The sequence below is a fragment of the Streptococcus infantis genome (assembly GCF_047463655.1).
Taxonomy (GTDB): Bacteria; Bacillota; Bacilli; order Lactobacillales; family Streptococcaceae; genus Streptococcus; species Streptococcus infantis_Z.
The window spans coordinates 1-24,298 of sequence record NZ_JASHDM010000017.1 but is presented as its reverse complement, the minus strand read 5'-3'; the positions used below and the strand labels follow the sequence as shown (position 1 = coordinate 24,298).

The 24,298-nt window shown below is 39.8% G+C and carries 29 protein-coding genes and 1 tRNA gene; 7 read left to right on the top strand and 23 right to left on the bottom strand.

What is annotated here, in order from left to right:
* Positions 1-14: 14 nt before the first annotated feature.
* From QM877_RS09545 to QM877_RS09530, 4 genes are all read right to left on the bottom strand, one after another.
* Positions 15-722: a glucosamine-6-phosphate deaminase gene (locus tag QM877_RS09545; protein ID WP_414318270.1), complete on the bottom strand. Its 708-nt coding sequence runs from the start codon at positions 720-722 to the stop codon at positions 15-17.
* Positions 723-1,249: 527 nt separating this feature from the next.
* Positions 1,250-1,885: an SGNH/GDSL hydrolase family protein gene (locus QM877_RS09540; protein WP_414318269.1), complete on the bottom strand. Its 636-nt coding sequence runs from the start codon at positions 1,883-1,885 to the stop codon at positions 1,250-1,252.
* Position 1,886: 1 nt separating this feature from the next.
* A complete protein-coding gene (locus QM877_RS09535; RefSeq protein ID WP_414318268.1) occupies positions 1,887-2,714 on the bottom strand; it encodes an HAD family hydrolase in 828 nt (275 codons plus the stop codon).
* 23 nt (positions 2,715-2,737) lie between these two features.
* Positions 2,738-4,057, bottom strand: a complete 1,320-nt coding sequence (locus tag QM877_RS09530) for a CapA family protein (RefSeq protein WP_414318267.1) — start codon at positions 4,055-4,057, stop codon at positions 2,738-2,740.
* Between the two features lie 160 nt (positions 4,058-4,217).
* On the opposite strand from QM877_RS09530, the gene def reads away from it, so the two are divergent.
* The gene (gene def / locus QM877_RS09525; RefSeq protein WP_414318266.1) at positions 4,218-4,829 is read left to right on the top strand and encodes a peptide deformylase; all 612 of its coding nucleotides are present in this window, start codon (positions 4,218-4,220) and stop codon (positions 4,827-4,829) included.
* A gap of 44 nt (positions 4,830-4,873) precedes the next feature.
* The gene (rlmB, locus tag QM877_RS09520; RefSeq protein ID WP_049548287.1) at positions 4,874-5,602 is read left to right on the top strand and encodes a 23S rRNA (guanosine(2251)-2'-O)-methyltransferase RlmB; all 729 of its coding nucleotides are present in this window, start codon (positions 4,874-4,876) and stop codon (positions 5,600-5,602) included.
* Positions 5,603-5,634: 32 nt separating this feature from the next.
* On the opposite strand, the gene trxB is transcribed toward rlmB, so the two are convergent.
* From trxB to QM877_RS09485, 7 genes are all read right to left on the bottom strand, one after another.
* The gene (gene trxB, locus QM877_RS09515) at positions 5,635-6,546 is read right to left on the bottom strand and encodes a thioredoxin-disulfide reductase (protein ID WP_414318265.1); all 912 of its coding nucleotides are present in this window, start codon (positions 6,544-6,546) and stop codon (positions 5,635-5,637) included.
* Positions 6,547-6,611: 65 nt separating this feature from the next.
* Positions 6,612-6,836: a DUF4059 family protein gene (locus QM877_RS09510; protein ID WP_000960970.1), complete on the bottom strand. Its 225-nt coding sequence runs from the start codon at positions 6,834-6,836 to the stop codon at positions 6,612-6,614.
* 79 nt (positions 6,837-6,915) lie between these two features.
* Entirely contained in the window at positions 6,916-7,659 is a 744-nt protein-coding gene (locus QM877_RS09505) for an amino acid ABC transporter ATP-binding protein (RefSeq protein ID WP_414318264.1), read from the bottom strand.
* Entirely contained in the window at positions 7,659-8,459 is an 801-nt protein-coding gene (locus tag QM877_RS09500) for an amino acid ABC transporter permease (protein ID WP_371607421.1), read from the bottom strand. The genes QM877_RS09505 and QM877_RS09500 overlap by 1 nt, the downstream gene beginning before the upstream one ends.
* Positions 8,460-8,615: 156 nt before the next feature.
* Entirely contained in the window at positions 8,616-8,972 is a 357-nt protein-coding gene (locus tag QM877_RS09495; protein ID WP_414267963.1) for a Spx/MgsR family RNA polymerase-binding regulatory protein, read from the bottom strand.
* A gap of 12 nt (positions 8,973-8,984) precedes the next feature.
* On the bottom strand, positions 8,985-9,497 hold the full coding sequence (locus QM877_RS09490; RefSeq protein WP_414318263.1) for a methylated-DNA--[protein]-cysteine S-methyltransferase: 513 nt from the start codon (positions 9,495-9,497) through the stop codon (positions 8,985-8,987).
* A complete protein-coding gene (locus QM877_RS09485; protein ID WP_414318262.1) occupies positions 9,490-9,990 on the bottom strand; it encodes an N-acetyltransferase family protein in 501 nt (166 codons plus the stop codon). The genes QM877_RS09490 and QM877_RS09485 overlap by 8 nt, the downstream gene beginning before the upstream one ends.
* 134 nt (positions 9,991-10,124) lie before the next feature.
* Between QM877_RS09485 and QM877_RS09480 the strand changes: the two genes are divergently transcribed.
* Complete coding sequence (locus tag QM877_RS09480) at positions 10,125-10,580, top strand: DUF1836 domain-containing protein (RefSeq protein ID WP_373114683.1); 456 nt, start codon at positions 10,125-10,127, stop codon at positions 10,578-10,580.
* Entirely contained in the window at positions 10,570-11,217 is a 648-nt protein-coding gene (trhA, locus tag QM877_RS09475) for a PAQR family membrane homeostasis protein TrhA (protein WP_414318261.1), read from the top strand. The genes QM877_RS09480 and trhA overlap by 11 nt, the downstream gene beginning before the upstream one ends.
* A 28-nt stretch (positions 11,218-11,245) precedes the next feature.
* Here the strand turns inward: trhA and pdxT are convergent, their stop codons facing one another.
* From pdxT to QM877_RS09445, 6 genes are all read right to left on the bottom strand, one after another.
* Entirely contained in the window at positions 11,246-11,818 is a 573-nt protein-coding gene (gene pdxT / locus QM877_RS09470) for a pyridoxal 5'-phosphate synthase glutaminase subunit PdxT (protein WP_414318260.1), read from the bottom strand.
* Positions 11,819-12,694, bottom strand: a complete 876-nt coding sequence (gene pdxS, locus QM877_RS09465; RefSeq protein ID WP_414294361.1) for a pyridoxal 5'-phosphate synthase lyase subunit PdxS — start codon at positions 12,692-12,694, stop codon at positions 11,819-11,821.
* Positions 12,695-12,983: 289 nt separating this feature from the next.
* On the bottom strand, positions 12,984-13,616 hold the full coding sequence (locus QM877_RS09460) for a Pr6Pr family membrane protein (protein WP_414318259.1): 633 nt from the start codon (positions 13,614-13,616) through the stop codon (positions 12,984-12,986).
* Positions 13,617-13,618: 2 nt separating this feature from the next.
* Entirely contained in the window at positions 13,619-13,957 is a 339-nt protein-coding gene (locus QM877_RS09455) for a zinc ribbon domain-containing protein YjdM (RefSeq protein WP_414318258.1), read from the bottom strand.
* Positions 13,958-14,096: 139 nt separating this feature from the next.
* Positions 14,097-14,768 (bottom strand): (d)CMP kinase, encoded by a 672-nt coding sequence (cmk, locus tag QM877_RS09450; protein WP_414318257.1) that lies wholly within the window; start codon positions 14,766-14,768, stop codon positions 14,097-14,099.
* 8 nt (positions 14,769-14,776) lie between these two features.
* Entirely contained in the window at positions 14,777-15,265 is a 489-nt protein-coding gene (locus QM877_RS09445) for an SAG1386/EF1546 family surface-associated protein (RefSeq protein WP_075231789.1), read from the bottom strand.
* Between the two features lie 45 nt (positions 15,266-15,310).
* On the opposite strand from QM877_RS09445, the gene QM877_RS09440 reads away from it, so the two are divergent.
* Entirely contained in the window at positions 15,311-15,508 is a 198-nt protein-coding gene (locus QM877_RS09440; RefSeq protein ID WP_414318256.1) for a ferredoxin, read from the top strand.
* 102 nt (positions 15,509-15,610) lie between these two features.
* Here QM877_RS09440 and QM877_RS09435 read toward each other — a convergent pair whose 3' ends face one another.
* The 6 genes from QM877_RS09435 to QM877_RS09410 all read right to left on the bottom strand — a co-directional run bounded on the left by QM877_RS09435 (position 15,611) and on the right by QM877_RS09410 (position 22,680).
* Positions 15,611-16,561 carry a glycosyltransferase family 2 protein gene (locus tag QM877_RS09435; RefSeq protein WP_414318255.1) on the bottom strand — a complete coding sequence of 317 codons (951 nt, stop codon included), beginning with the start codon at positions 16,559-16,561 and terminating at the stop codon, positions 15,611-15,613.
* The gene (gene galE, locus QM877_RS09430; RefSeq protein WP_414318254.1) at positions 16,545-17,564 is read right to left on the bottom strand and encodes a UDP-glucose 4-epimerase GalE; all 1,020 of its coding nucleotides are present in this window, start codon (positions 17,562-17,564) and stop codon (positions 16,545-16,547) included. The genes QM877_RS09435 and galE overlap by 17 nt, the downstream gene beginning before the upstream one ends.
* Positions 17,565-17,667: 103 nt before the next feature.
* Positions 17,668-18,765, bottom strand: coding sequence for an NAD(P)/FAD-dependent oxidoreductase (locus QM877_RS09425; protein WP_414318253.1), 1,098 nt, complete (start codon positions 18,763-18,765; stop codon positions 17,668-17,670).
* Positions 18,766-18,781: 16 nt separating this feature from the next.
* Positions 18,782-19,579: a Nif3-like dinuclear metal center hexameric protein gene (locus QM877_RS09420; protein ID WP_414318252.1), complete on the bottom strand. Its 798-nt coding sequence runs from the start codon at positions 19,577-19,579 to the stop codon at positions 18,782-18,784.
* Positions 19,566-20,243, bottom strand: a complete 678-nt coding sequence (locus tag QM877_RS09415) for a tRNA (adenine(22)-N(1))-methyltransferase (protein WP_414318251.1) — start codon at positions 20,241-20,243, stop codon at positions 19,566-19,568. The genes QM877_RS09420 and QM877_RS09415 overlap by 14 nt, the downstream gene beginning before the upstream one ends.
* A 100-nt stretch (positions 20,244-20,343) precedes the next feature.
* Positions 20,344-22,680: a cation-translocating P-type ATPase gene (locus tag QM877_RS09410; RefSeq protein ID WP_414318250.1), complete on the bottom strand. Its 2,337-nt coding sequence runs from the start codon at positions 22,678-22,680 to the stop codon at positions 20,344-20,346.
* Between the two features lie 132 nt (positions 22,681-22,812).
* Here QM877_RS09410 and QM877_RS09405 point away from each other — a divergent pair, with 132 nt between their 5' ends.
* On the top strand, positions 22,813-23,562 hold the full coding sequence (locus QM877_RS09405; protein WP_414318249.1) for a lysophospholipid acyltransferase family protein: 750 nt from the start codon (positions 22,813-22,815) through the stop codon (positions 23,560-23,562).
* Between the two features lie 117 nt (positions 23,563-23,679).
* Positions 23,680-23,752, top strand: a tRNA-Thr gene (locus QM877_RS09400).
* The last annotated feature ends 546 nt before the right edge of the window (positions 23,753-24,298 follow it).

The window sequence follows — 24,298 nt, the reverse complement described above, 5'->3', positions numbered from 1 at the left end:
TAATGATTAAAATCTTATTTTTTTAACAAACTGAGTGCTACTGCATCTGCGATAATGGTCACATCCGGATGGTTTTGTAGGCTACTTGCCGGTAGACTTTCTGTCACAGGGCCTTCAACGGTTCCAGCGATAGCTTCTGCTTTTGATTCACCATAAGCAAATAGAAGGATAGACTTAGCATCCAAAATGTTCTTAATCCCCATTGAAATAGCTTGGGTTGGAACATCTTCAATCTTCTCAAAGAAACGCGCGTTAGCTTCGATTGTAGACTGATCTAGCTCTACAAGGTGAGTTTGGCTATCAAATGGTGTGCCTGGTTCGTTAAAGCCAATATGACCATTACGACCAATCCCTAAGATTTGTAGGTCAACGGGATGGTCAGCAAGAATTTGGTTGTAGCGTTCTACTTCTGCTTCCGCATTATCCTTGACACCACGTGGCAAAAAACTTTCTTTAAATGGTTTCTTGTTGAAAAGATTTTCTTGCATAAAGTAACGATATGATTGAGGATTGTCTCCATCAAGACCTACGTACTCATCCAAGTTCACACTTGTAAGATTTGAAAAATCAAGATCGCTCTCAACGATTCGTTGGTAAAATTCCAGAGGGCTACTTCCTGTTGCAAGTCCCAATGTTTGTGCACCGTTTTCCAATTTTTCTTTTAAGATATCAAAAGCAACTTTTCCACCTTCAATTGGATTTTCCACTTGAATAACTTTCATAATTTTGTCCTCCATATTCTTTATTTTATTATATGGTATAGACCAATTTTTGTCAAGTGAAAACGATTTATTTTTGTTGAAAATATGACAGTAGTCTCAAAATAGCTACTGTCTTGTCTCATTTGATTCTTAAAACCTTGATAGACTTGACAAATAGTAGGAAAGAGCCAAAAAAGCTCGATAATATTTGTAATAGGCAAATTCCTATAGATATTATGGAGCTTTTTATTGTATCGAATTGTCAAATGAAGAGCAGATAGTAGATTGCATACAGAATAGTGCACTGTGACTTCTAAAACATTGCTAGAAATTGATTTGACTTCCTTAATCAATTTATCCAGATTTCATTTCATTTCACTTCACTATACTTTCAAGGTCTATTATTTAGTATATCCTCCGACAGGTGAATGGTATCATCAACTAACATGAGATCGCTAGCATTGAGAGAATTTTTTTAATAATATTAGCAACATATTTATTTTACCAAAAATATTAATCATAAAAAATCTTGTTCATCTATACTGAACCTAGAAAATATATTTTTTTAAAGTATTTGATAAAGCTTGATAACCAGCGACACTGAGGTGAAGACCATCCGTTGTATAGTCTGCCTTGAGTTGCCCTTCCTGATCGAGTAAGTTCTCAAAAACAGGCACAAATTCAACCTGCATATAGGCAGAGACAAGGTCTTGATAGGCTTGGTTCCAGGCCTTGATTTTCTCATTGGTACGAATATAAACTGTCTGTTTGTATTCTTCCCCTTGATGAACTGGCAGAATAGAAACTAGCTTTATCTGTGACAGCGGATAGTCGCGAGAAATACTTTGAATCACGCTTTCAAGATTGTTTAGCGCTTCATTCATTGGAACATCTTTTCCAATGTCATTTGTACCAATCAATAGTACAATTTGGTCCACTGCATCGCCATAGAGGTGGGCATCAAGATTTTCTCGTAAAAGTCCAGTCTGGTAGCCTCGAATCCCTCGGTTCACAATGGTTTTTGACGTTCCCAATAATTCTTGCAAAGGATAATACTCAATAATAGAATCCCCGATAAAAATGATATCTGGTTCAATTACCGAGATTTGATTAAGTTCACGATACTTGGTTTGAATTTTCTCTTGCTCTTTTAAGAGCCAATTTTCTAAAAGCTGTACTGCCAAGTTATTCTCCTTCTTCTAGCCAGTTTTCTAAAACTTGGTAAACACCTGCCTGACTGTTAGCTGGCGCTATTTTGGTGGCTACTTCTTTGACAGTCTCCTCTGCATTTTCCATCGCATATGAAATTCCTGCCAACTCTAACATTTCGATGTCGTTTTCACTGTCACCAAAGGCCATAATTTGTTCTGGTTTTAAGTTCCAACGTTTGAGCAACTCCTCTAAGCCCCATGCCTTATGAATCCCATCTTGTAAGATATCAATACAGCCGTAGCCACTCGAAACAGCTCGAACATGACCATCAAACAAGTCATTGATCTCCTGTAAAACCACATCTGATCGTTCTTCTCCAACAACCATACTCATCTTGAGAACACCACCAAAGAGACTGGAGTCAAATTCATCAACAAAGTGCATTCGTTGATAGAATTTCTCTATCATCTCCGGAGTCATAAATTTATCAAGTTCTGTAAAAACAGTTCCTTCCTTGACAAAACCGCCATTCATAGCAGTTACGACAAACTGATCCTGACACTCTCTGCCTTTAAAATGGCCCAAAGCCCTATCAACCATAGCATCGTCCCAAGTCTGAGCTTGAATCAATTGATCATTTTCGAATATACGAGCGCCATTAGCAACTACGAGAACCACTCTTTCTGCTAGATGTCCCAGTAATTGTCGCATTCGATGAACTTCATTTCCAGTTGCAATGACAAAACGAACGCCTCGTTGATCTAGCTGATCTAAAATTTTCTCTAGTCGAGGTAGGTCCAGTTGTCCTTGAGAATCCAACAAGGTACCATCCATATCTGTCGCTATTATCTTAATTTCCATTGTGTCTCCTTGTGATCCAGTCACTACCACTTCAACCCTACATGTTCATTCATTTCCTTATAGGCTGTATCAATCCGTTCCTTGGTCGCCTCGTCTAACTGACTACGGTACTTCCCACCCTCTATAAAATCTTCTAAAATGTAGGTCTGGTACAAATAGAGTGGATAGCCTTCAGGAGAATAAGTTCCTTTTGGCGTTCTATTAACCCAGCTAGGATGAGCTTGAGCTGCCTCAATCGTAGTCTTACCTGCTTTTTTCTTAATAGTCACATCCATGAGAACACCACGTTCTGTCCATTTTGCATTTTCCTCATCCTGCATGGTTTCAATACGCTGATTTGAGATAAAATTCCCCATAGAATAGATAATGAGTTTCTTATCCCCATCTTTCTCAACCGTTTCTGCTGGTTCAACAACGTGAGGATGGCCACCGAAGATAATATCAGCCCCCCAATCGATCATCTTGTGATAGAGTTGTTTTTGCTCTTCTGTTGGTTCCAATTGATACTCAATTCCCATCTGAGGCATGATGACCGTAATATCCGCCTCTTTCTCTGCTCGCTCAATTTCAGTCTTCATCTTATCTTCATTTAGGTCAGCAAGATGATTATCATAGTCTTCTTTAGAAATGTATTCTTCAATGCCGTTAAATCCATAGGAATAGGCTAAAAGGGCAACTTTAATTCCATTGACTTCCTTGATAACTATCGATGCTTTCTCTCGTGGTTCATGGGTATAAACACCAATTGGTGTCATTCCAGCTTTTTCGATAGCATCTGCAGTTGAAAAAACTCCCTCAATCTGAGAATCCAAGATATGGTTGTGAGCCAAGTCTAAGACCTGATAACCAGCATCCTTTATAGCATCCATGACTTCACCAGGTGCATTAAACAAGGGGTAACCTGCGAGATAATGGTCTTTGTTTACAGTTCCTTCAAAATCACCGATGACTAAGTCAGCTTGCTTGAGCCAAGGTTTCACATACTCAAAATTTTCATGGAAATCATAAGTCCCATCTTCTTTTAGAGCAGTTCGATAAATCGGAATATGATAGAGGATATCACCATTTGCCATTATACGCGCACTTGTTTCTTGCTCCGTATCTGCATTCTTTTCCTGAGAATTTAACTTTTTCTGCACAGCACTTGGATAACTACTGCTTAAAGAAATCCCTCGAGCTCCTTCCGCTAATAAAGTAAAAATCATCGAGACAGCTACCGAAGCTAACAAGACCACAATAAAAGTACGATTGTTCCACTGCTTATAGTTCCTGAAAAATCGAACAGAATGTCTAATAGCATGTAGAACAGGACCTTTTTTTCTTTTTCTACTACGTTGTTCCAAATTTTTTCTCCCTACTTTTTGATGCAAGTCACCTTACCTTATTATACCACAGACAAATTGGTATTTCCTTTTATTATATTATTTTTTAGCAACTTCTGTGACTTTCTTTCTCATCTGTTTTGTGTTATCATGTAATTGTAATGGAAGGAAAGGAAAGAATATGTCTGCTATAGAACGAATTACCAAAGCTGCTCATTTAATCGATATGAAAGATATTATCCGCGAAGGGAACCCTACTCTTCGTGCCGTTGCCGAGGAGGTCTCTTTCCCCTTGAGCGATCAAGATATCATTCTCGGAGAAAAAATGATGCAATTTTTAAAACACTCGCAAGATCCTGTTATGGCTGAAAAGTTAGGGCTACGTGGAGGTGTTGGGCTTGCTGCACCACAGCTGAATATCTCAAAACGCATCATCGCCGTACTGGTACCAAATATCACTGAGGAAGGTGAAACTCCTCAAGAAGCCTATGACTTACAAGCTGTAATGTACAATCCTAAAATCGTCTCACATTCAGTCCAAGATGCTGCCCTAGGCGAAGGGGAAGGTTGCTTATCTGTTGACCGTGCTGTTCCAGGTTATGTTATCCGCCACGCTCGAGTAACTGTCGACTATTTTGATAAGGATGGAGAAAAGCACCGCATCAAACTTAAGGGATATAACTCTATTGTAGTTCAACACGAAATTGACCACTTAAATGGCATTATGTTCTATGATCGTATCAATGAAAAAGACCCATTTGAAGTTAAAGATGGTTTGCTCATTCTTGAATAAAGAAAATCCCGTTGCAAGACGGGATTTTGTGTTATAATGAAGATATGAAAACAAACGATATTGTCTATGGCGTTCATGCCGTCACAGAAGCTCTTTTAGCAAATACTGGAAACAAACTCTACCTTCAGGAAGATTTACGAGGAAAGAATGTGGAAAAAGTTAAGGAATTGGCTACTGAAAAGAAAGTATCCATTTCTTGGACTTCCAAAAAATCACTTTCTGAGATGACTGAAGGAGCTGTTCACCAAGGTTTTGTCTTGCGTGTTTCTGAATTTGCCTACACTGAACTTGAGCAAATTCTTGCTAAGACACGCCAGGAAGAAAACCCACTACTACTAATCCTTGATGGTTTAACGGACCCACATAATCTCGGTTCTATCTTGAGAACAGCGGATGCAACCAATGTTTCAGGTGTCATTATTCCCAAGCACCGAGCTGTCGGTGTTACTCCTGTCGTAGCAAAAACAGCAACAGGTGCGATTGAACACGTTCCTATCGCTCGCGTGACCAATCTCAGCCAAACCTTGGACAAACTCAAGGATGAAGGCTTCTGGACATTCGGTACTGATATGAACGGAACTCCTTGCAACAAATGGAATACCAAAGGAAAGATTGCTCTCATTATCGGAAATGAAGGCAAAGGTATCTCTAGCAACATCAAGAAACAAGTAGACGAGATGATCACCATTCCTATGAATGGTCACGTACAGAGCCTCAATGCCAGTGTTGCTGCTGCTATTCTCATGTACGAAGTCTTTCGAAATCGATTATAAAAAAGTTTCCAATCGTTTGATTGGAAACTTTTTTAATTATGTTCAATGATATATTTATAGGCTTCTTGACCTGCAATAGCACCATCTCCAACTGCAGTTGTAACCTGGCGAAGGTCTTTCTGACGAACATCCCCAACTGCAAAGACACCAGCAACACTTGTCTTCATGTGGTCATCAGTCACAATCCAACCCGCCTGGTCTCGAATCTGCAACTCTTGGACGAAGTCACTAACAGGGTCCAATCCAACATAGATGAAGACACCTCCAAAGGCTTGTTCTGTCACTTGTCCTGTTTTCACATTTTCAATGACAACCGACTCAACACGGTTTTCACCCTTGATTTCTTTGACAACAGAATCCCAAATGAAATTGATTTTTTCATTGGCAAAAGCTCTATCTTGCAAGACTTTTTGAGCACGAAGCTCATCACGACGGTGAATGATAGTTACAGATTTTGCAAACCGTGTTAAGAAGATTGCTTCTTCAACTGCTGAGTCACCTCCACCTACAACCAACAAATCTTGGTCGCGGAAAAAGGCTCCATCACAAACCGCACAGTAAGAAACACCACGGCTATTGAGTTCTTCTTCACCTGGAACTCCCAAGAGACGGTGTTTGGAACCAGTCGCTACGATAACTGTGCGAGTTTCATAAACTTGGTCGTCTGTTACGACTTTTTTGAATTCGCCATGATCCTCAACATTTTCAACGAAGCCATAGAGATGCTCAACACCCAGATTTTCAAGAGGTTCAAACATCTTTTCTGCTAATTCTGGGCCACTGATATTGGCATAGCCTGGATAGTTTTCAATGTCAGAAGTATTATTCATCTGACCTCCTGGAAGGCCTCCTTCAATCAAAGCCACTTTCAGATTACTGCGTGCTGCATACAAGGCTGCAGTCATCCCAGCAGGGCCTGCACCGATAATAATCGTATCGTACATTCTCTTTCCTTCTTTCTTGTTGTAACTATTTTTATTCTAACGGATTAAATCCCATTTTACAACTATTAAGCCTTGAGAACCAACAAGATGCTCATGGTTGCAAAAGACAATACTGGAATGGTCAAAACTCCAATCATAATCATATCGTAGAGATGGGCTTGACGTGCTTTAGCAGTTTTATCAACCCCCGACAGAGCTCTAAGTCCAATCCAGAGTCCCAAAATAATCAAGACCAGTAGAATTGTCAACACTAAACTCTCTAAATACAAAGCAAATAGCTGAACTAGCATGCTCTCTCTCATTTCTATTAATTTTAAAGAGCAAACCCAGTTAGACTAGCCAACTGAGTCTTTCTTATCTTCTATTATATCAAATATAGGTCCGTTTGTAACTAGCAAAGAATTCTTTTGTTCGTTCTTCTTTAGGATGATTGATAATCTCATCTGGTGTTCCAGACTCAATAATCTTTCCTTTATCCAAGAACAAAACCTTATCAGCTACTTGAGAAACAAAGGACATATCGTGACTGACCAAAATCATAGTTTGACCTGATTTGGCAGCATTAGCAATAGATCGTTCTACCTCACCAACCAATTCTGGATCAAGGGCTGAAGTAGGTTCATCCAAGAGCAAGATTGCTGGCTTCATGGCTAAAGCACGCGCCAAAGCTACCCGTTGTTTTTGTCCACCTGATAAGTGGCGAGGATAGTGCTGTTGACGATCTGAAAGACCAACCTTAGCCAGCTCTTCTTTGGCAATCTTAGTTGCTTCTTCGTCGGAAAGTTTTTTAACAACTACCAAACCTTCCTTGACATTGTCTAGGGCTGTTCTACGTTCAAATAAGTTGAACTGTTGGAATACCATAGACAACTTGCGACGAAGAGTCAAGATTTCATCTTGAGTAATTTGAGAAAAGTCGACTTTAAAGCCATCAATCTGAATGCTTCCACTATCAGGTGTTTCCAGATAATTTAGGCTACGAAGAAAGGTTGACTTCCCCGCTCCTGATGAACCAATCAAAGCCACTACTTCCCCTTTTTGAATATCTAAATTCAGATGATCCAAGACGGTTTGACCTGAAAAGGATTTGCTTAAATTTGAGATTTTAATCATTAGCGAAGATCTCCTTTCACATCTGTTTTCGCATTATCTGGTGCTTCGATGGCCATTTTTCTCTCAATAAAGCGACCAAGATTTTCAATAGCGATATTTACCACCCAGTATACAAGAGCAACTGAGATGAAACGTTCGAAGTAACGGTAGTCGGCACCACCCAAAATCTGAGCTTGGGCAAAGACTTCTACAACACCAGCACTAAAGGCTAGGGAAGTACCCTTAGTCAAACCGATTAGGGAGTTAATCAAGGTTGGAGTCGCTACTACCGCTGCATTTGGAATAATCACACGACGGTAAACTTGTGCACGTGTCATTCCAAGACTACGAGCGGCTTCAATCTCTCCAGGATTGACAGAAAGAATAGCGGCACGGATAGTTTCACTAGCGTAAGCTGCTTCGTTAAAAGCAAAAGCTACAATTGCAAAAGCTGCAGCCGGAATCGCATTGATATTAAAAGCAGTTCCCCATTGTTGATTCAACGCTTTTAATGCCAGAGGAATTCCATAGTAAGTCAACATCAACTGCACTAGGATTGGTGTCCCTTTTAAGAAACTAACAAAGAATGCTTGTAATGGATAAAGAATTCTAACGCGATTAATTTTTACAATAGCAAAAACCAAGGCCAAGATGATACCAAAAAAAGCACCAAATACTGTCAACATCAATGTTGTTGGCAATTGTTGTACAATTCTTGGAATCCCATCAAAGACAGAACGAAAACTAAACAGTTTGCCGTCTGGAATATACTGCATCAAGTTTTGGTACCAATCTGATGCTAAAAGTGTTGTAACATTCATAGAAACATCCTCTCCTGATAATGAATCATTCTATCATACTTCTGCCTAGATTTAAAATATTTGCTACGTGCAGAAGAGACTTTGTCTACCTACTAGTTTATCATACTTTAAAAGTGTAAGGTTATATATTTTACCTATCAAGGAGATAGAAAAAAACTATTTCAAATCCAAGTTGTCGTAGGTTTTACGATAGCCAATTTGTTTAACAACACCATTCTCCACTAATATTGGACGTTTTAATAACATACCATCACTGGCCAAGAGTTTGGCTGCTTCTTTATTGGATAAAGTCCCAACCTTATCTTTTAAGCCCAGTTCACGGTATTTAATTCCACTGGTATTGAAAAATTGCTTCAACTCAAATCCTGAAGTTTCAAGCCAATTTAAAATGACTTCTTCACTAGGAGTTTCTTCTACAATATGAACATCTTTATATTCTAGTCCAAGTTGATCTAGCTCTTTTTTTGCTTTTTTGCAGGTTGTACATTTTGGATATTCGATAAATTCTAACATTTTCTTCTCTTTCTATTCTTTCTTCTCTTTAAATGTTGCATTTTCATGCTTCAATAGGCAAGCCTTCTTCTCAATTCCTGAAGCAAAGCCTGTCAGGCGATTGCCGGAACCGAGTACGCGGTGACAAGGTACGAGGATAGACCAAGGATTTCGGCCTACAGCTCCTCCGATAGCTTGAGGAGAAGCTACATGCAAGTCCTTAGCTATTTGACCATAAGTAACTGTCTGCCCAAAGGGTATTTCCCGTAGATAAGACCAAACTTTCTTTTCAAATTCACTTCCAATAGGAGCCAGAGGAAGCTCAGATAGGTCTTGAACTTGTCCTGAAAAATAGCTATCCAAATAAGAAGCAACTTGGTTCAAAACTGGATGGCTTGGAACATCAACGATACACCCAGTTTCCAAACCTCTCTCAAAATGTTTCTGACCTTGAAACCAAATGCCAAGTAAGTAGTGGTCATCAGCAACAAGTGAGAGCTCCCCTATGGGAGAAACATAGAGCATTTTTGCATACTTTTTAGGCATTAGATTTTAATTTTTGATAGGCTAGGCGTTCTCCATCTACTGGAACCTTCCCAACCTTTTTAAAGCCAAGCTTTTCAAAGATATGTTGCATAGCCTTATTTTCAGCGTGCGTATCTGAACGAAAATCTAGGTAATCAAAGCCTTCAATCAAGCCTTCCAAGAAGGTCTGGGCAACACCTTGCCCTTGGACATCACTAGCGACAGCAATACGGTGAAAAACTAGATACTCTGACTCTCTTCCTTCCCAGCTTCCATCATAAATGGCTTCATAAGCTCTTTCTGGACTTTTAGTCACTGCTGCATAGGCTAAAAGTTCTCCTTCGTCCAAGGCTACATAAGCCTGACCAGAGATGATATCTTCAATAATCGTGTCAGCATTTGGGTAACCATTTTGCCACTGAGTGCTACCAGCTTCCGCCAAGCATTTTTTAGCTTCCTCAATCACCTGCATAATTGCATCTACTTCATTTGGAAAGGCTAAACGAATTTCCATCTTATCTCCTCTTTTCTGACTAGTTTCTCTCATCATAGCATAATTTGAGGCTTTCTACAAGCAGTTAAAACTTGACTTTTTATTTCTATTATTTTATAATCTAGTTATTAAAACTAGATAAACAGGAGTTGGAAATGAAATCTACTTTTTCCTACCCAGAATGGGACGAAATTCCAAACATTGATCTCTATTTGGATCAGGTCCTACTTTATGTGAATAAAGTTTGTTCCCCTATTTCTCTTGCTAAAGAAAAAGGTTTAACTGCATCAATGGTGAACAACTATGTCAAACACGGCTATATCAGCAAACCTGAAAAGAAAAAATACCAACGCAAACAAATCGCCCGATTGATTGCTATCACAACGCTCAAGTCTGTTTTTTCAATCCAGGAAATTGCTCAAACCCTTAATACCCTACACACAGAGACTAACTCAGAAGAACTTTACAATGCTTTTGTAGACTATATGAATGAGGACCTAGACCCAGCCAATCCTATTATCCAAGCAAGTTGCCAAACGGTCAAACTCTATCATCAAACACTAGCACTAGTCTATACAGAAAATGAAGAGGAGGAAACAAATGAATACTAGTTTTAAACTTAGCAAGCGCCTTAGTTTGGGAGAAGAGATAGCAAACAGTGTCACCCATGCTGTAGGGGCACTTATCATGCTGATTTTGCTCCCTATCTCATCGACTTATAGTTATGAGGCCCATGGATTTTTATCATCCATTGGTGTTTCGATTTTTGTCATCAGCCTGTTTCTCATGTTTCTTTCATCCACTATTTATCATTCTATGGCTTATGGTTCGACTCATAAGTATGTCTTACGGATTATTGACCATTCCATGATTTATGTGGCAATCGCTGGATCTTATACCCCGGTAGTCCTAACCTTAATGAACAACTGGTTTGGTTATCTGATTATCGCCATTCAATGGGGGACAACTATTTTTGGTATTCTTTATAAAATCTTTGCCAAGAAGGTCAATGAAAAATTCAGTCTCATCCTCTACCTCATCATGGGATGGCTAGTTATAGCAATCTTACCCGCAATTATCAGCCAAACAAGTCCAATGTTCTGGTGTCTCATGGTATCAGGAGGTCTTTGCTATACAGTTGGTGCTGGGTTCTACGCTAAGAAGAAACCATACTTCCATATGATTTGGCATCTCTTCATCCTCGCAGCCTCTGCTCTCCAATACATTGCGATTGTTTATTACATGTAAAAATAGGCCGGGAAAATCCCGACCTATTTTATTTGCACATGTTGATAAAGTATTGATGCAAGCGAAGATCATTTGTCAATTCCGGATGAAAGGAGGTCACTAGCATATTCTTTTCTTGAGCAGCAACGATTTGATGATTCACTACTGCCAGAACATCAACACCCTTACCAACTTCACTAATAATAGGTCCACGGATAAAGGTCATGGGAATTTTGCCAACACCCTTACAGTCTGCCTCAGTATAAAAACTTCCTAGCTGACGCCCATAGGCATTACGCTCTACTACTATATCCATAGTCGCCAGATGACTTTCCTCTTGAGAAGCGATTTGTCTCGCTAGCAAAATCAAACCGGCACAGGTTCCAAAAACTGGTAAGCCATTGAAAATAGCTTCTCTTAGAGAGAGTAGCATATTCTGATCACGTAGGAGTTTTCCCATAGCTGTCGACTCACCGCCAGGTAAAATCAAACCTGACAAGTCACTCTGATGTTGTTGAAAATCTTCAAGATTTCGCAATTCAATACTTTCAACTCCTAGTTGAGCAAGCATTTTCTCGTGTTCTACAAAGGCACCTTGCAAGGCCAAGATTCCGATTTTCATCTATTTTCCTCGCTCCGCCATGAGAATTTGAATTTCATTCTCATTGATACCAACCATGGCTTCTCCCAAATCTTCTGAGATTTGAGCTAAAATTTGAGGATTTTGATAGTTTGTAACTGCCTTGACAATTGCTGCTGCACGTTTAACAGGATCACCTGATTTGAAAATTCCAGATCCAACAAAGACACCTTCTGCACCTAGCTGCATCATAAGAGCAGCGTCCGCTGGTGTTGCAACGCCTCCAGCTGCAAAGTTAACAACTGGTAATTTCCCATGTTCCTGGACGTATTGAACTAATTCTACAGGTACTTGGAGTTCTTTTGCTGCGACATAGAGTTCATCTTCACGTAGATTTTGAATGCGACGGATTTCTTGATTCATCATACGCATATGGCGGACTGCCTGAACGATGTCTCCTGTTCCAGGTTCCCCTTTTGTACGGATCATAGAAGCTCCTTCAGCGATACGACGCAAGGCTTCTCCTAGGTCTTTAGCACCACAAACAAAAGGAACTTGAAATTCTTTCTTGTCCACATGGAAACGATCGTCAGCTGGAGATAGAACTTCGCTCTCATCGATATAGTCAATTTCGATAGCTTCTAAAATCTGGGCTTCAACAAAATGCCCAATTCGAACCTTAGCCATAACTGGAATGCTGACAGCTTCTTGGATTTCCTTAATCATCTTTGGATCACTCATACGAGATACACCACCCGCTGCACGAATATCAGCCGGGATTCGTTCCAAGGCCATAACTGCTGCTGCACCTGCAGCCTCAGCAATTCTTGCTTGTTCAGGGTTTTGAACATCCATGATGACGCCACCTTTAAGCATCTGTGCCAAATTTTTATTTAATTCATAACGATTTTCAGTCATTTTCTCTTCCTCAATAGTTGTATTGGTAGCTACAGTTTTATTGTAAGGTAGAAATGACTCAAGAACAAGATAAAAAAACTTAAACTGTCCGGGTACAATTATCTCCATCATCAAAAAAGGCGGTGGGACAGAAATCGATAGACAAAGTCTCGATTTCGTAGTCCCAGCCCCGCGAGGATGATTAGGAGCTTTTGGGAGTCTAAAAGACGAACAAAAAGTTCAATCAGCTACCGCGTCAAAGTTTAATTGCTAATAAAAAGTGAGGTCGGGATCTTTTGTCCCAACCTCCTTATTTCTTAGATTTTTTAATGTTTTTAACAAGATAAAACAGATATCCTGAAACCATGTAGGCAACAAAGATAATGGCTGCCCATCTAAAGACAAATCCCCAACCATATTTATTGGCATTCAAGAAGAAATAAGGGAAGGGACTATCCTTAGCGTTAGGAACGTCCATCTTTAGAACAAAGCCGTTTAAGATTGCAAATCCCATATAGAGCAGTGGTAAAACCGTCCATACAATAGGATCAAACCACTTATATTGACGACTCTTATCAAAAATGATGGTATCAACTAGAAACCAGAGGGGCACGATATAATGGCAAAGGAAATTTTCCAAACGGTAAAAATCTTTTGTCAAGGGAGCCAACATGAAATGATAGATGACACAGGTAATCATGATACTCATGGTAACACCACCCTTGAGTCGCAAAAGACTTGAACTTTGCCAATGGTCACCCTCACGTCGCATCTTCCATAACAGATAACCCGTAAAAATCATCACCAAGAGGTTGGAAAGTACTGTATAGTAGAGCAACATTCCGAAACCACCGTGCTTGGTAATTTCCAGATAAATACCTGTAAATGCTGCTAAAAACATAAAAGCCCGACTGAAAAAAATTATTTTATTCCAAGCAGTCATGATTAGATCTTTTTAACAAATTCTGATTTTAATTTCATAGCACCAAATCCATCAATCTTACAATCGATGTTGTGGTCACCTTCAACAATACGGATGTTTTTAACACGTGTCCCTTGCTTAAGGTCTTTTGGAGCACCTTTTACCTTAAGGTCCTTAATCAAGGTAACTGTATCTCCATCAGCTAGCTTGTTCCCATTTGCATCAATAGCAATAACACCTTCTTCAAGTTCTGTTTGCTCAGCAGGATTCCATTCGTAGGCACACTCTGGGCAGACTAGCAAGGCTCCGTCTTCATAGACATATTCTGAATTACATTTTGGGCAATTTGGTAGATTGTTCATTTTATCTCCTTCTATTTTCATGATGGTTTGATTATCAAATTTTCGTTAACAAAGACTATTATACCTTAAAATTAAAAATTTGACAAATTGCTAAAAAACCGACTCACCACTATCGTGGTCAATCGGTTAAAAATTTCAATTAAAAATGTTTGACTGCTTCTGATTTAATTTTTTCGACAACTTCTAAAATACTTATCCCTGTTGTGTCCAAATAGATTGCATCATCAGCCTGTTTAAGAGGAGAAGTTTCACGATGACTATCCTTATAATCACGCGCAGCAATCTCTTCTTTCAAAGTTTCCAAATCTGTTTCGATCCCTTTTGAAAGATTTTCCTTATAACGTCTTTCCGCACGTTCATCCACTGAAGCAACAAGAAAAATCTTCAATTCAGCCTTAGGCAAGACCACTGTACCAATATCTCGACCATCCATAACGATGCCGCCTTGTTGGGCAATTTCTTGTTGAAGGGCTACCAATTTTTCACGAATAGCTGGAATGGCTGCAAAAGCAGATACAGCATTGGTTACTTCATTTTCACGGATTGGATTTGTCACATCAACATCTCCAACAAAAACAAGCTGTTCTCCTGTTTCAGCACGACCAAAGCTAATTGGATATTGTTCCAATAATTCAAGAAGTCGAGAAGACTCTTCTGGGCTTACCTGATTGTTTAAAGCGATGTAAGTCGCAGCACGATACATGGCACCTGTATCCAAGTAGGTATATCCAAAGTCCTTAGCGATAATCTTAGCTACTGTACTTTTACCACTGGATGCTGGTCCATCAATAGCAATCTGAATTGTTTTCATCGTCACTCCTATCTTGTCTTAAGGACATCACCAGGATTTGCAAACCAAGTTCCTGAAGACATATGACCAGGGTTCAAGGCTTCAAGCTGGGCAATAGAAATGCCTGCTCTAGCTGCAATAGCTGCTTCACCTTCACCTGCAAGGACAGTAATGGTTCCCTCAGCATTTGTATGTTCCTCTGAACTACTTGAAGAAGTTGATCCTGCTTCAGAACTTGATGCTTCAACCGAACTACTTGATGATGTTGAAGAAACTTCCTCTACCTTAGGCGCAGAAGAATCATGAAAATCTTTCAAGGCTGCTGTACGATCACTTCCACCAGATGACAGGTAGATTAAAACAGCAATCATACCGACAACGATAACAAAGAAAATACAAGCCAAAATGGTTAGAATACGGTTGGCTACCACTCCTGTTCCCTTATTTCCTCTGCTTCTGCGTTCCGAACGACTTTCCTCGATGTCGTAAATATCTTCTTGCCATGGTTCCTTTTCCATACCTTACTCCTTGTTTTTTTTCTAATTTCTTATTACAATATAAATATGAAAATCACACTTATACCTGAACGATGCATTGCCTGTGGGCTATGCCAAACCTATTCTGATTTATTTGATTACCATGATAATGGTATTGTGCGTTTCTATGATGATCCTAATCTACTAGAGAGAGACATCCCAGCTAGTGAAGAGCTGCTAGAGGCTGTGAAACAGTGTCCTACTCGCGCGCTCATCAAATATTAATTTGTCATCAGTGGTGTTTTGATGTTCAAATCCCACTTTCTCTAGTTTAGCATATTTTTCCAGAAAATTATAGTCTTTTGAAGGACTTATTTTTAGCAAATCTTATCTTGACTCACTCTGTTCTTTTATCAGATAGAGGGGTCTTTTTTTCGTTTCCATATAAATTTTACTGACATATTTTCCCAGAATACCAATGGTCAATAATTGGACACCACCAAGAAATAGAATGACAGCCATCAGAGAGGTCCAACCAGAAGTTGGATTGCCAAGTATAAGAGTACGAACAACTACAAACAAGGTCATCACCAAAGCCAGAAAACACGACGAAAGACCAGCAACAAAAGCTAATATTAAAGGGAAATCTGAAAAATTCACAATCCCTTCGATAGAGTAGAAAAAGAGTTGTCTAAAACTCCAACTAGTCTTACCTGCCTGCCTTTCAACATTAGGGTATTCTAAATAGTGAGTATGGAAACCAACCCAGGCAAAGAGTCCTTTGGAAAAGCGATTGTATTCTGTCAATTCTAACACTGCATCCACAACTGATCTTCTCATCATCCGAAAATCACGGACACCCGATGGAAGGGCTACTGGGCTAATTTTTTGCATCAAACGATAAAAAAGATCGGCGCAGTAACTACGTAAAAAGGGCTCACCTTCTCGACTGGTTCTGCGTGTTCCAACGCAGTCCAAGTCTGGATTCTGATCTAGTAGTTCCTTCATCTCAAGCAAGAGGCTTGGTGGATCCTGAAGGTCTGCATCCATAACTACCACCAAATCTCCTCTAGCTTGTTGTAAACCTGCATATAAGGCTGCTTCCTTCCCAAAATTTCGCGAGAAAGAGATATAATGTACTGCAGGATTTTTCTCTCGATAAACCTTTAAAAGGTCCAAAGTCTTATCAGTCGAACCATCATCTACAAAAATGTATTCGCTTTCTGTTCCCAAATCTGGAATCAGGTCTTCAAGAGTTTGATAAAAAAGAGGAAGTACTTCCTCTTCGTTTAAACATGGAACTATGATTGAAATCATCATCTTAGTCTTCAAATCCATTTGGATGCTTGCTTTGCCAACGCCATGCGTCTTCACACATTTCTGTAATACCAAGTTCTGCTTCCCATCCTAGCTCTTCCTTAGCTTTTGCTGGATCTGAGTAGCAGGCTGCGATATCACCCGGGCGACGTTCAACAATACGGTATGGAATAGGACGTCCGACTGCTTTTTCCATATTTTGGATAATTTCAAGGACAGAATAGCCTTTCCCTGTACCAAGGTTGTATATGTTTAGACCTGAACCCTTTTGAAGTTTCTTAAGTGCTGCAACGTGCCCTTTGGCTAAGTCAACGACGTGGATATAGTCACGTACACCTGTTCCATCTTCTGTATCGTAGTCATCTCCAAAGACCTGAACTTGTTCCAACTTACCAACTGCGACTTGTGTAACATATGGTAGAAGGTTATTTGGAATACCGTTTGGATTTTCTCCTAGGTCTCCGCTCTTATGCGCTCCGATTGGGTTGAAGTAACGAAGTAAAACAACGTTCCATTCTGAATCAGCTTTATAGATATCTGTCAAGATTTCTTCAAGCATTAGTTTGGTACGGCCATATGGGTTAGTAGCTGAAAGTGGGAAGTTTTCTAGGATTGGAACAGTATGAGGATCTCCGTAAACTGTTGCTGAAGAGCTGAAGATGATATTCTTACAGTTTGTCTCTTCCATAACTTTCAAGAGACTGACAGTTCCTGCGATATTGTTATCATAGTAGGCAAGTGGGATACGTGTAGATTCCCCTACAGCCTTCAAACCAGCAAAATGAATCACACCTGTTGGTTCTTCATGTTTGAAAATATCACGAAGTGTATCTGTATCGCGGATATCAGCTTCATAAAAAGGAATCTCAACTCCTGTGATTCTTTCGACTACTTCAAGACTTTTACGACTACTGTTTACCAAATTATCGACAACAACAACTTGGTGACCTGCTTGGATTAACTCAATGACAGTGTGAGTTCCGATAAAACCTGCTCCACCTGTTACCAAAATCTTTTCTTGCATTTTACTTCCTCAATTCTTGGATTATTTTTTTCATTTTACCATTTTTGATAGGGAAAGTCATTTACTTTCCTAAGACTATCGTAAAAACTAGGTAAAAGTTTTACTATTGTTTCTTTTTAATATATCTTTCAGTCGGATAATCTGCTGGATCTAATACACCACTTCTCCCCTGAAGCATTTGGGCTAGATGATAACCGATAATGGGACCAGTTGTTAATCCAGAAGATCCTAGTCCACTTGCTGTATAAACTCCTGACAAGGCTGGTACTTGTCCAAAGAATGGAGAGAAGTCACTTGTATAAGCACGAATCCCCACACGTTCACCAGATAAAATTGCATGCTTTAAACTCGGATAAAATGGACTCGCCGCCTCAGCCATTTGTTGGAGCAAATTTTTATCGACTGTAAGATCAAATCCCATGTCATTCTCATGGGTAGCTCCTAGAGATAACTTGCCTCCAGGAAATGGTATCAAATCCCACTCACCTTCCGGCATGACAACAGGATAGCTTGCCATGTCTAAATCAACCTGATAATCTCTAAGTTGACCTTTTTGAGGACGAACATCCACCTCATAGCCTAAAGGCTCCAAAATGTGTCCAAGCCAAGCTCCCGTAGATAAAATTACTTGATCAAACATTTGATTGTCTATCTGATAGCCTGATAATAAAGGAGTTAGACTAACCTCTTTCTTTACGACCTTAACCTGACTGGCATCCAGTAAACGACTCACTAGGAGTTGCCCATCTACTCGAGCTCCTCCTGAAGCATAGAGCAATCTCTCAAATCCCTTTAGACCAGGGAATAGGCTGCTTGCAGCAGCTTGGTCCAAAATGGCTAATTCGCCAATTAAGGGAGATTCATCTCTACGTTGCAAGGCAAGTTGATAGAGTTCCTCTAGTTTGGAATCATCCTTTTTGAGAAGGAAGACTCCTGAGCGCTGGTAGAAATCAATCTTTTGACCATTATTTTCTAAATCAGCTAATAAATCTACATAAAAGTCTGCTCCTAGGCGAGCCATCTTGTACCAGGCCTTATTGCGTCGTTTAGAGAACCAAGGACTGATGATTCCTGCCGCTGCCTTGGTCGCTTGTCCGTACCCATGATCAAAGACAGTTACTTCGACATCTGCTTCCTTAGAGAGATAGTAGGCAGCTGTTGCCCCTACAATTCCTGCTCCTACAATGGCAACTTTTTTCATTGATTTTACCTTCTAACTAGATATGATGGAATGGATTGGTAGAAGCCTGACTTGCGACTACTTCTAGCGACCAAGCATTCTCTTCCTTCCATTCATTCAAGAGCGCTGCAATTCTTTCCACAAAAAGCACTTCGATATAGTGCCCTGGATCCAAAGCTAATAAATCATCTGACAGCATATCTTGGGCAGTATGATAATAAATATCACCAGTGATATAAATATCTGCTCCTTTTGCTAAAGCATCAGGATAGAATGATTGACCACTTCCACCACAGATAGCCACTCTTGAGATTGTCTTTTGCAAATCCTTCTCTTGATAATACACCATACGAAGGCTATCTAGACCAAAGACTTCCTTAACATGGTCAGCAAATTCCTTAAATGTTTGAGATCTAATAGCTCCAATACGGCCAATCCCACGTTCGAGACCTGTTTCCTGCAGATAAGTTGTATCCTCAATACCCAATAGTTGGCAGAACCAATCATTAAGACCATTTTCAACAATATCGATATTAGTATGACTGACGTAGACGGCAATATCGTGCTTGATGAGATTGATGTAAATCTGATTTTGAGGACGACTAGCTACCAAATCCTTGATCGGACGAAAGATGGGGGCGTGCTTAACGATAATCAAATCTACTCCCTTTTCAATAGCTTCAGCGACTGTCTCTTCACGGATATCAAGAGCAACCATGACCTTTTGAATTTCCTTGTCTAGGGTTCCAATTTGCAGTCCACGACTATCACCTTCCATAGAAAATTCTTGTGGGCAATAGGCTTCATAACGCTTAATCACTTCACTTGCTTTCATGGAGCACCTCCTTAATGGCTTGAATTTTATCTGCTAGAACCTGACGTTCTTCTTGATTTTTTTCTGGAATTTGACTAAGGGCAAACTCAAGCTTAGCAGCTTCTTTTTGCCATTTTTGGATGAAGACTGGACTGACTTCTTTGGACAAAAAGGGGCCAAAGCGGACATAAGTTGCTGATAGATTCATTTTACCAGCTTCTACAACTATGATCTCGTAGAATTTCCCAGCTTCTTCTAGAATACTTTCTGCTATGATTTGAAAACCGTGTTCTTGTAACCAAGAACGCAACTCATCTTCTCGATTATTGGGTTGAAGAATCAAACGCTCAACAGTAGCAAGTTTGTCTAATCCGTCTTCTAATATCGTAGCAATCAAACGGCCACCCATTCCAGCAATAGTGATAACAGAGACCTGGTCAGCCTCTTCAAAAGCAACCAAACCATTTGCTAGGCGAACCTGAATTTTCTCAGTCAAACCATGACTTTCAACATTTTTGACTGCAGATTGATAGGGACCTTCTACTACCTCTCCTGCAATGGCACGCTCAATGTGACCTTTTTCAACTAGCTCAATCGGTAAATAAGCATGATCGCTTCCTACATCTAGCAAAACGGCTCCTTGGGGAACAAAAAAAGCTACCGTTTCTAATCTCTTCGAAATCATTTTCTCTCACTTTCCAAAAGTCTATTTTTCTTTATTATACCATATTTTGTCTAGCAATCCTGCACCCAAAAAGACCACAATCAAGGATTGCAGCCTTTCTTTATCTTCTAGCTTGATAACGACTTGTCAGGATGAAAATCACAGTAAAGATCAGCATCATGATGCCATAGACAGGTAATGTTTGTCCTGTCAGTGTTGAAATTTCAAGTAGTTTTTGGATTCTTGGGAATAGAGCTGTTCCAAGGAAGCCACCAACCGACCAAATAATCAAGAGAATACGCCACAGACTAAATGGCAAGCAAGCTCTAACTACAGACATGAAACCAATCGACGCTAGTAGATAATACAGAAGAGTCGAAATTTCAATGGCTGACCAGCCTTGACTGGTTCCAAAAATTTTAACAAAGAGAACACTAAAAACTACCATCAAGGCACTTGGTAGTGCACGGAGCATGGATTTTCTGAGGAAGTTTTGTTCGACTGGTTTAATATTTCGCTCAAAGGTCAATACGAACGGTGGGAATCCTTCCACAAACTGGTCAATCATGGTAATCTGAATCGGAATAAATGGGAAAATCAGAATCCATTCACTACGTCCCAACAATGCACTCGCAATACAGATGATTGCCAATAAAAATGAATAGATTGTCTTAATCAAGAAAATTGGAGCGATGTGGGCAATATTATTAACCACACGACGACCTTCAAAGAGAATCTCAGGAACATCATTAAAGTCTGAGTTCAAGAGAACCAGATTTGCAATCTGACGAGTTGCTGGATCTCCTTCAGCCATAACGATGGAACAGTCTGCCTCACGAAGAGCTAGGATATCATTGACACCGTCTCCTGTCATGGCAGTCGTATGACCTGCTTTTTTCAACGTTTGGATGATCAGTTTCTTTTGATGAGGAGAGACACGTCCAAAAATCGCTGTTTCCTCAGCCATGGCAACCAACTCTTCATCGTTAATCTTTGAACAATCTACATAGCTATGATAATCTGCAAAACCAGCTTTTTGAGCAATACTTGAAACAGTAACTGGATTATCACCAGAAATAATTTTCAAGCCCACTTCCTGAGAACGAAGATAGTCTAGAGTTTCAGCTGCCCCTTCTCGGATTGGATCTAGAATTTCAAGCAAAGCCAAGGCTTGAATATCAGATGGCTTTTGTGGCTTGTGGTGATCAAGTTTTTCTTGACTGAGGGCCAGAACTAAGACACGAGATCCTCGTTCAAGAGCTTCTCTAGCCTCAGGAACTTCAGCATTCAACAACATCTCAGGTGCACCTAGGAAAACAGTTCCGAGACCTTCCAACTCCATTGCTCCCCATTTACGATCGCTTGAAAATGGAAGACTAGAAATCATCGGATAAGCTACCTCTCCCGCAAAACGCTTTCGAATAGCTTGGGCAGTTGGATTTTTATCCTCACTGTTTGCCATATAGCTAGTTAGTATGTCAGCAATAGCATTTTGATCATAAACTTGAGTAAGAGGAAGGACAGTCTCAACCTGCATCTTCCCTTGGGTGATGGTACCTGTCTTATCCAAGCAGAGCATATCCACGCGCGCAAGGGTTTCAACAGAGTACATCTCCTGCACCAAGACCTTCTTCAAACCAAGCTTGATAACAGCGGTTAAGAGAGAGGTGATAGTCAAGAGCGCGATTCCCTTAGGTAACATTCCCAGAAGAGCTGTAGATGAATTCACTACAGAAGACTTCAGTGGTAAACCTTTCAAGACCAAAGCTTCAAGCAAAAGAGCAATACCAAAAGGAATGATGATTTTCCCAGTAAAGCCAGCTAACTGATCTAGCGATTTCATGATACGGGAATTGATTGGTTTAACGGTCTTAGCTTCAAGCATGAGTTTGGCTGCATAGTTATCTGCTCCTACATGATGAACTTGAGCGAGGACAGAACCACTGGCAAGAAAACTACCTGACAACATTAAGTCTTCTACTTCTTTTTGCACCAAGTCGCTCTCGCCCGTTAACATGGCTTCATTGACTTCTGCAAAGCCTTCTAATACAATCGCATCACTTGGAATTTGATCCCCTGCAGACAAGCGAATCACATCATCCAAAACAAGCTCTTCAGGGTCTAAAGCAATCTCTTGTCCATCACGAATAGTCGTAATCTTTTCTTTATTTAAGAGATTGAGTTTATCAACCATATGCTTGGCACGTAGCTCGGTTACAATTCCTGAAAAAGCATTAAAACAGATAACCGCAAAGAAAACCAGGTTGCTCCAGGCTTGAACAAAAGCGAGCGCTAATGCAATAGCAAAGTTTAAAGCATTGAAGAGAGTAAAGACATTTCGTTTTACAATCTGCCAAGTACTGGTACTAGCTGATGCTTTGAAATCATTGACCTGTCCCTGTTTCTGACGTTCATTAACTTCTGATTGGCTTAAGCCTATAATTTTATTTTTATCCATAAGTTCTATCATATCATTTTTTTAAAAATAATTCTAATTTCATATGAAGAGCAATTCCGCCTAAACAAAAAAACATTTGCTTGTCCTAGTATGATAAGGTATAATAAAAGAAAGAAAATTGAAGGAGATACCATGTTTTATACTTATCTTCGTGGGCTGGTTATGTTGATTCTCTGGTCTATCAACGGTAATGCTCATTATCATAATACGGATAAAATTCCGAGTCAAGATGAAAACTATATCCTAGTTGCTCCCCATCGTACTTGGTGGGATCCTGTCTACATGGCATTTGCGACCAAACCAAAGCAATTTGTCTTTATGGCTAAAAAGGAACTGTTCTCTAATCGAATCTTTGGTTGGTGGATTCGTATGTGTGGTGCCTTTCCTATTGATCGGGAGAATCCTAGCGCTTCGGCTATCAAATACCCTACCAACGTTCTTAGAAAGAGCGACCGATCTCTCATCATGTTTCCAAGCGGTAGTCGTCATTCTAACGATGTCAAAGGTGGCGTAGCTCTGATTGCTAAAATGGCCAAGGTTCGCATCATGCCAGTTACTTACACTGGCCCAATGACCTTAAAAGGACTCATCAGTCGTGAACGTGTCGATATGAACTTCGGAAATCCTATCGATATCTCGGACATTAAGAAGATGAATGATGAAGGAATTGAGATGGTTGCTGAACGTATCCAATCAGAATTCCAACGTCTAGATCAGGAAACAAAACAATGGCACAATAACAAAAAACCAAATCCTTTGTGGTGGTTTATTCGCATACCAGCACTGATTCTTGCTGTCTTAGTTGCGATTATTACCATCATCTTTAGCTTTATCGCAAGTTTTATCTGGAATCCAGAAAAAAAACAAAATCAATTAGGTTAGAATAAAATGGCTGAGGGATATTCTCTTAAGCCATTTTAGTTTGACTGACAGCTGATTACTTTTAAATAAAATATTTTATTGACAAAGATTTGAAACTATAGTATACTTTTTAAGTAAGCTGATTTAGCTCAGTAGGCAGAGCGCATCCATGGTAAGGATGAGGTCGCCGGTTCGATCCCGGCAATTAGCATTGTTTAACAGTTCCTTGGTATAGGAACTTTTTTTATTGACATTTTATGGATCTTATAGTAGAATAGACAATGCGATGAGTCGATATGTAGCGAGAGCTACTATTGAGCAAAGGAGGTCATAACGCAGGAGCGGACCTTGAGAAATTGTGTGAACCGATTTCTCACATGGAGATGCCTCTCAGGCTTTCTGGTTTTACCAGAGAGCTTTTTTTATTTTCCTAAACACTATTAACTCCTATCTTTTAGCAATCCTTTCTGCACAAACAGCAAAAAGCTCAAGCCTCAATCATACACTGATAGACTTATTATCCAAAAAATCCTAGCTAGGTTTAGTCGTAAAGATACAAAGATGACCAATGAAATCTCTAATTACAGCAAAAGTTACAGGGCAAGCTGTAGTTTATACCTTAGCATTAAAGGCTCTATAATTTCTGTAGTGGGTAAATCCCCTATAGATATTATGGAGCCTATTTTGTTGTAGAAAAAAAGTCCCATAAGACCTATAATGAAAAGCAACCAAACCATCATTAGAAAGAATCTTATGG

Excerpts from the sequence above, each read along its gene's own strand:
- QM877_RS09415 (WP_414318251.1), bottom strand. The coding sequence starts at position 20,243 with ATGATTTCGAAGAGATTAGAAACGGTAGCTTTTTTTGTTCCCCAAGGA.
- QM877_RS09460 (WP_414318259.1), bottom strand. The coding sequence starts at position 13,616 with ATGACTGCTTGGAATAAAATAATTTTTTTCAGTCGGGCTTTTATGTTT.
- QM877_RS09445 (WP_075231789.1), bottom strand. The coding sequence starts at position 15,265 with ATGGAAAAGGAACCATGGCAAGAAGATATTTACGACATCGAGGAAAGT.
- def (WP_414318266.1), top strand. The coding sequence starts at position 4,218 with ATGTCTGCTATAGAACGAATTACCAAAGCTGCTCATTTAATCGATATG.
- QM877_RS09425 (WP_414318253.1), bottom strand. The coding sequence starts at position 18,765 with ATGAAAAAAGTTGCCATTGTAGGAGCAGGAATTGTAGGGGCAACAGCT.
- trhA (WP_414318261.1), top strand. The coding sequence starts at position 10,570 with ATGAATACTAGTTTTAAACTTAGCAAGCGCCTTAGTTTGGGAGAAGAG.
- rlmB (WP_049548287.1), top strand. The coding sequence starts at position 4,874 with ATGAAAACAAACGATATTGTCTATGGCGTTCATGCCGTCACAGAAGCT.
- QM877_RS09500 (WP_371607421.1), bottom strand. The coding sequence starts at position 8,459 with ATGAATGTTACAACACTTTTAGCATCAGATTGGTACCAAAACTTGATG.
- pdxT (WP_414318260.1), bottom strand. The coding sequence starts at position 11,818 with ATGAAAATCGGAATCTTGGCCTTGCAAGGTGCCTTTGTAGAACACGAG.
- QM877_RS09545 (WP_414318270.1), bottom strand. The coding sequence starts at position 722 with ATGAAAGTTATTCAAGTGGAAAATCCAATTGAAGGTGGAAAAGTTGCT.
- trxB (WP_414318265.1), bottom strand. The coding sequence starts at position 6,546 with ATGTACGATACGATTATTATCGGTGCAGGCCCTGCTGGGATGACTGCA.
- QM877_RS09510 (WP_000960970.1), bottom strand. The coding sequence starts at position 6,836 with ATGCTAGTTCAGCTATTTGCTTTGTATTTAGAGAGTTTAGTGTTGACA.
- cmk (WP_414318257.1), bottom strand. The coding sequence starts at position 14,768 with ATGAAAACAATTCAGATTGCTATTGATGGACCAGCATCCAGTGGTAAA.
- galE (WP_414318254.1), bottom strand. The coding sequence starts at position 17,564 with ATGCAAGAAAAGATTTTGGTAACAGGTGGAGCAGGTTTTATCGGAACT.
- QM877_RS09435 (WP_414318255.1), bottom strand. The coding sequence starts at position 16,561 with ATGGATTTGAAGACTAAGATGATGATTTCAATCATAGTTCCATGTTTA.
- QM877_RS09505 (WP_414318264.1), bottom strand. The coding sequence starts at position 7,659 with ATGATTAAAATCTCAAATTTAAGCAAATCCTTTTCAGGTCAAACCGTC.
- QM877_RS09495 (WP_414267963.1), bottom strand. The coding sequence starts at position 8,972 with ATGTTAGAATTTATCGAATATCCAAAATGTACAACCTGCAAAAAAGCA.
- QM877_RS09420 (WP_414318252.1), bottom strand. The coding sequence starts at position 19,579 with ATGAAAGCAAGTGAAGTGATTAAGCGTTATGAAGCCTATTGCCCACAA.
- QM877_RS09535 (WP_414318268.1), bottom strand. The coding sequence starts at position 2,714 with ATGGAAATTAAGATAATAGCGACAGATATGGATGGTACCTTGTTGGAT.
- QM877_RS09455 (WP_414318258.1), bottom strand. The coding sequence starts at position 13,957 with ATGAACAATCTACCAAATTGCCCAAAATGTAATTCAGAATATGTCTAT.
- QM877_RS09490 (WP_414318263.1), bottom strand. The coding sequence starts at position 9,497 with ATGCCTAAAAAGTATGCAAAAATGCTCTATGTTTCTCCCATAGGGGAG.
- QM877_RS09440 (WP_414318256.1), top strand. The coding sequence starts at position 15,311 with ATGAAAATCACACTTATACCTGAACGATGCATTGCCTGTGGGCTATGC.
- QM877_RS09485 (WP_414318262.1), bottom strand. The coding sequence starts at position 9,990 with ATGGAAATTCGTTTAGCCTTTCCAAATGAAGTAGATGCAATTATGCAG.
- QM877_RS09410 (WP_414318250.1), bottom strand. The coding sequence starts at position 22,680 with ATGGATAAAAATAAAATTATAGGCTTAAGCCAATCAGAAGTTAATGAA.
- pdxS (WP_414294361.1), bottom strand. The coding sequence starts at position 12,694 with ATGACTGAAAATCGTTATGAATTAAATAAAAATTTGGCACAGATGCTT.
- QM877_RS09405 (WP_414318249.1), top strand. The coding sequence starts at position 22,813 with ATGTTTTATACTTATCTTCGTGGGCTGGTTATGTTGATTCTCTGGTCT.
- QM877_RS09480 (WP_373114683.1), top strand. The coding sequence starts at position 10,125 with ATGAAATCTACTTTTTCCTACCCAGAATGGGACGAAATTCCAAACATT.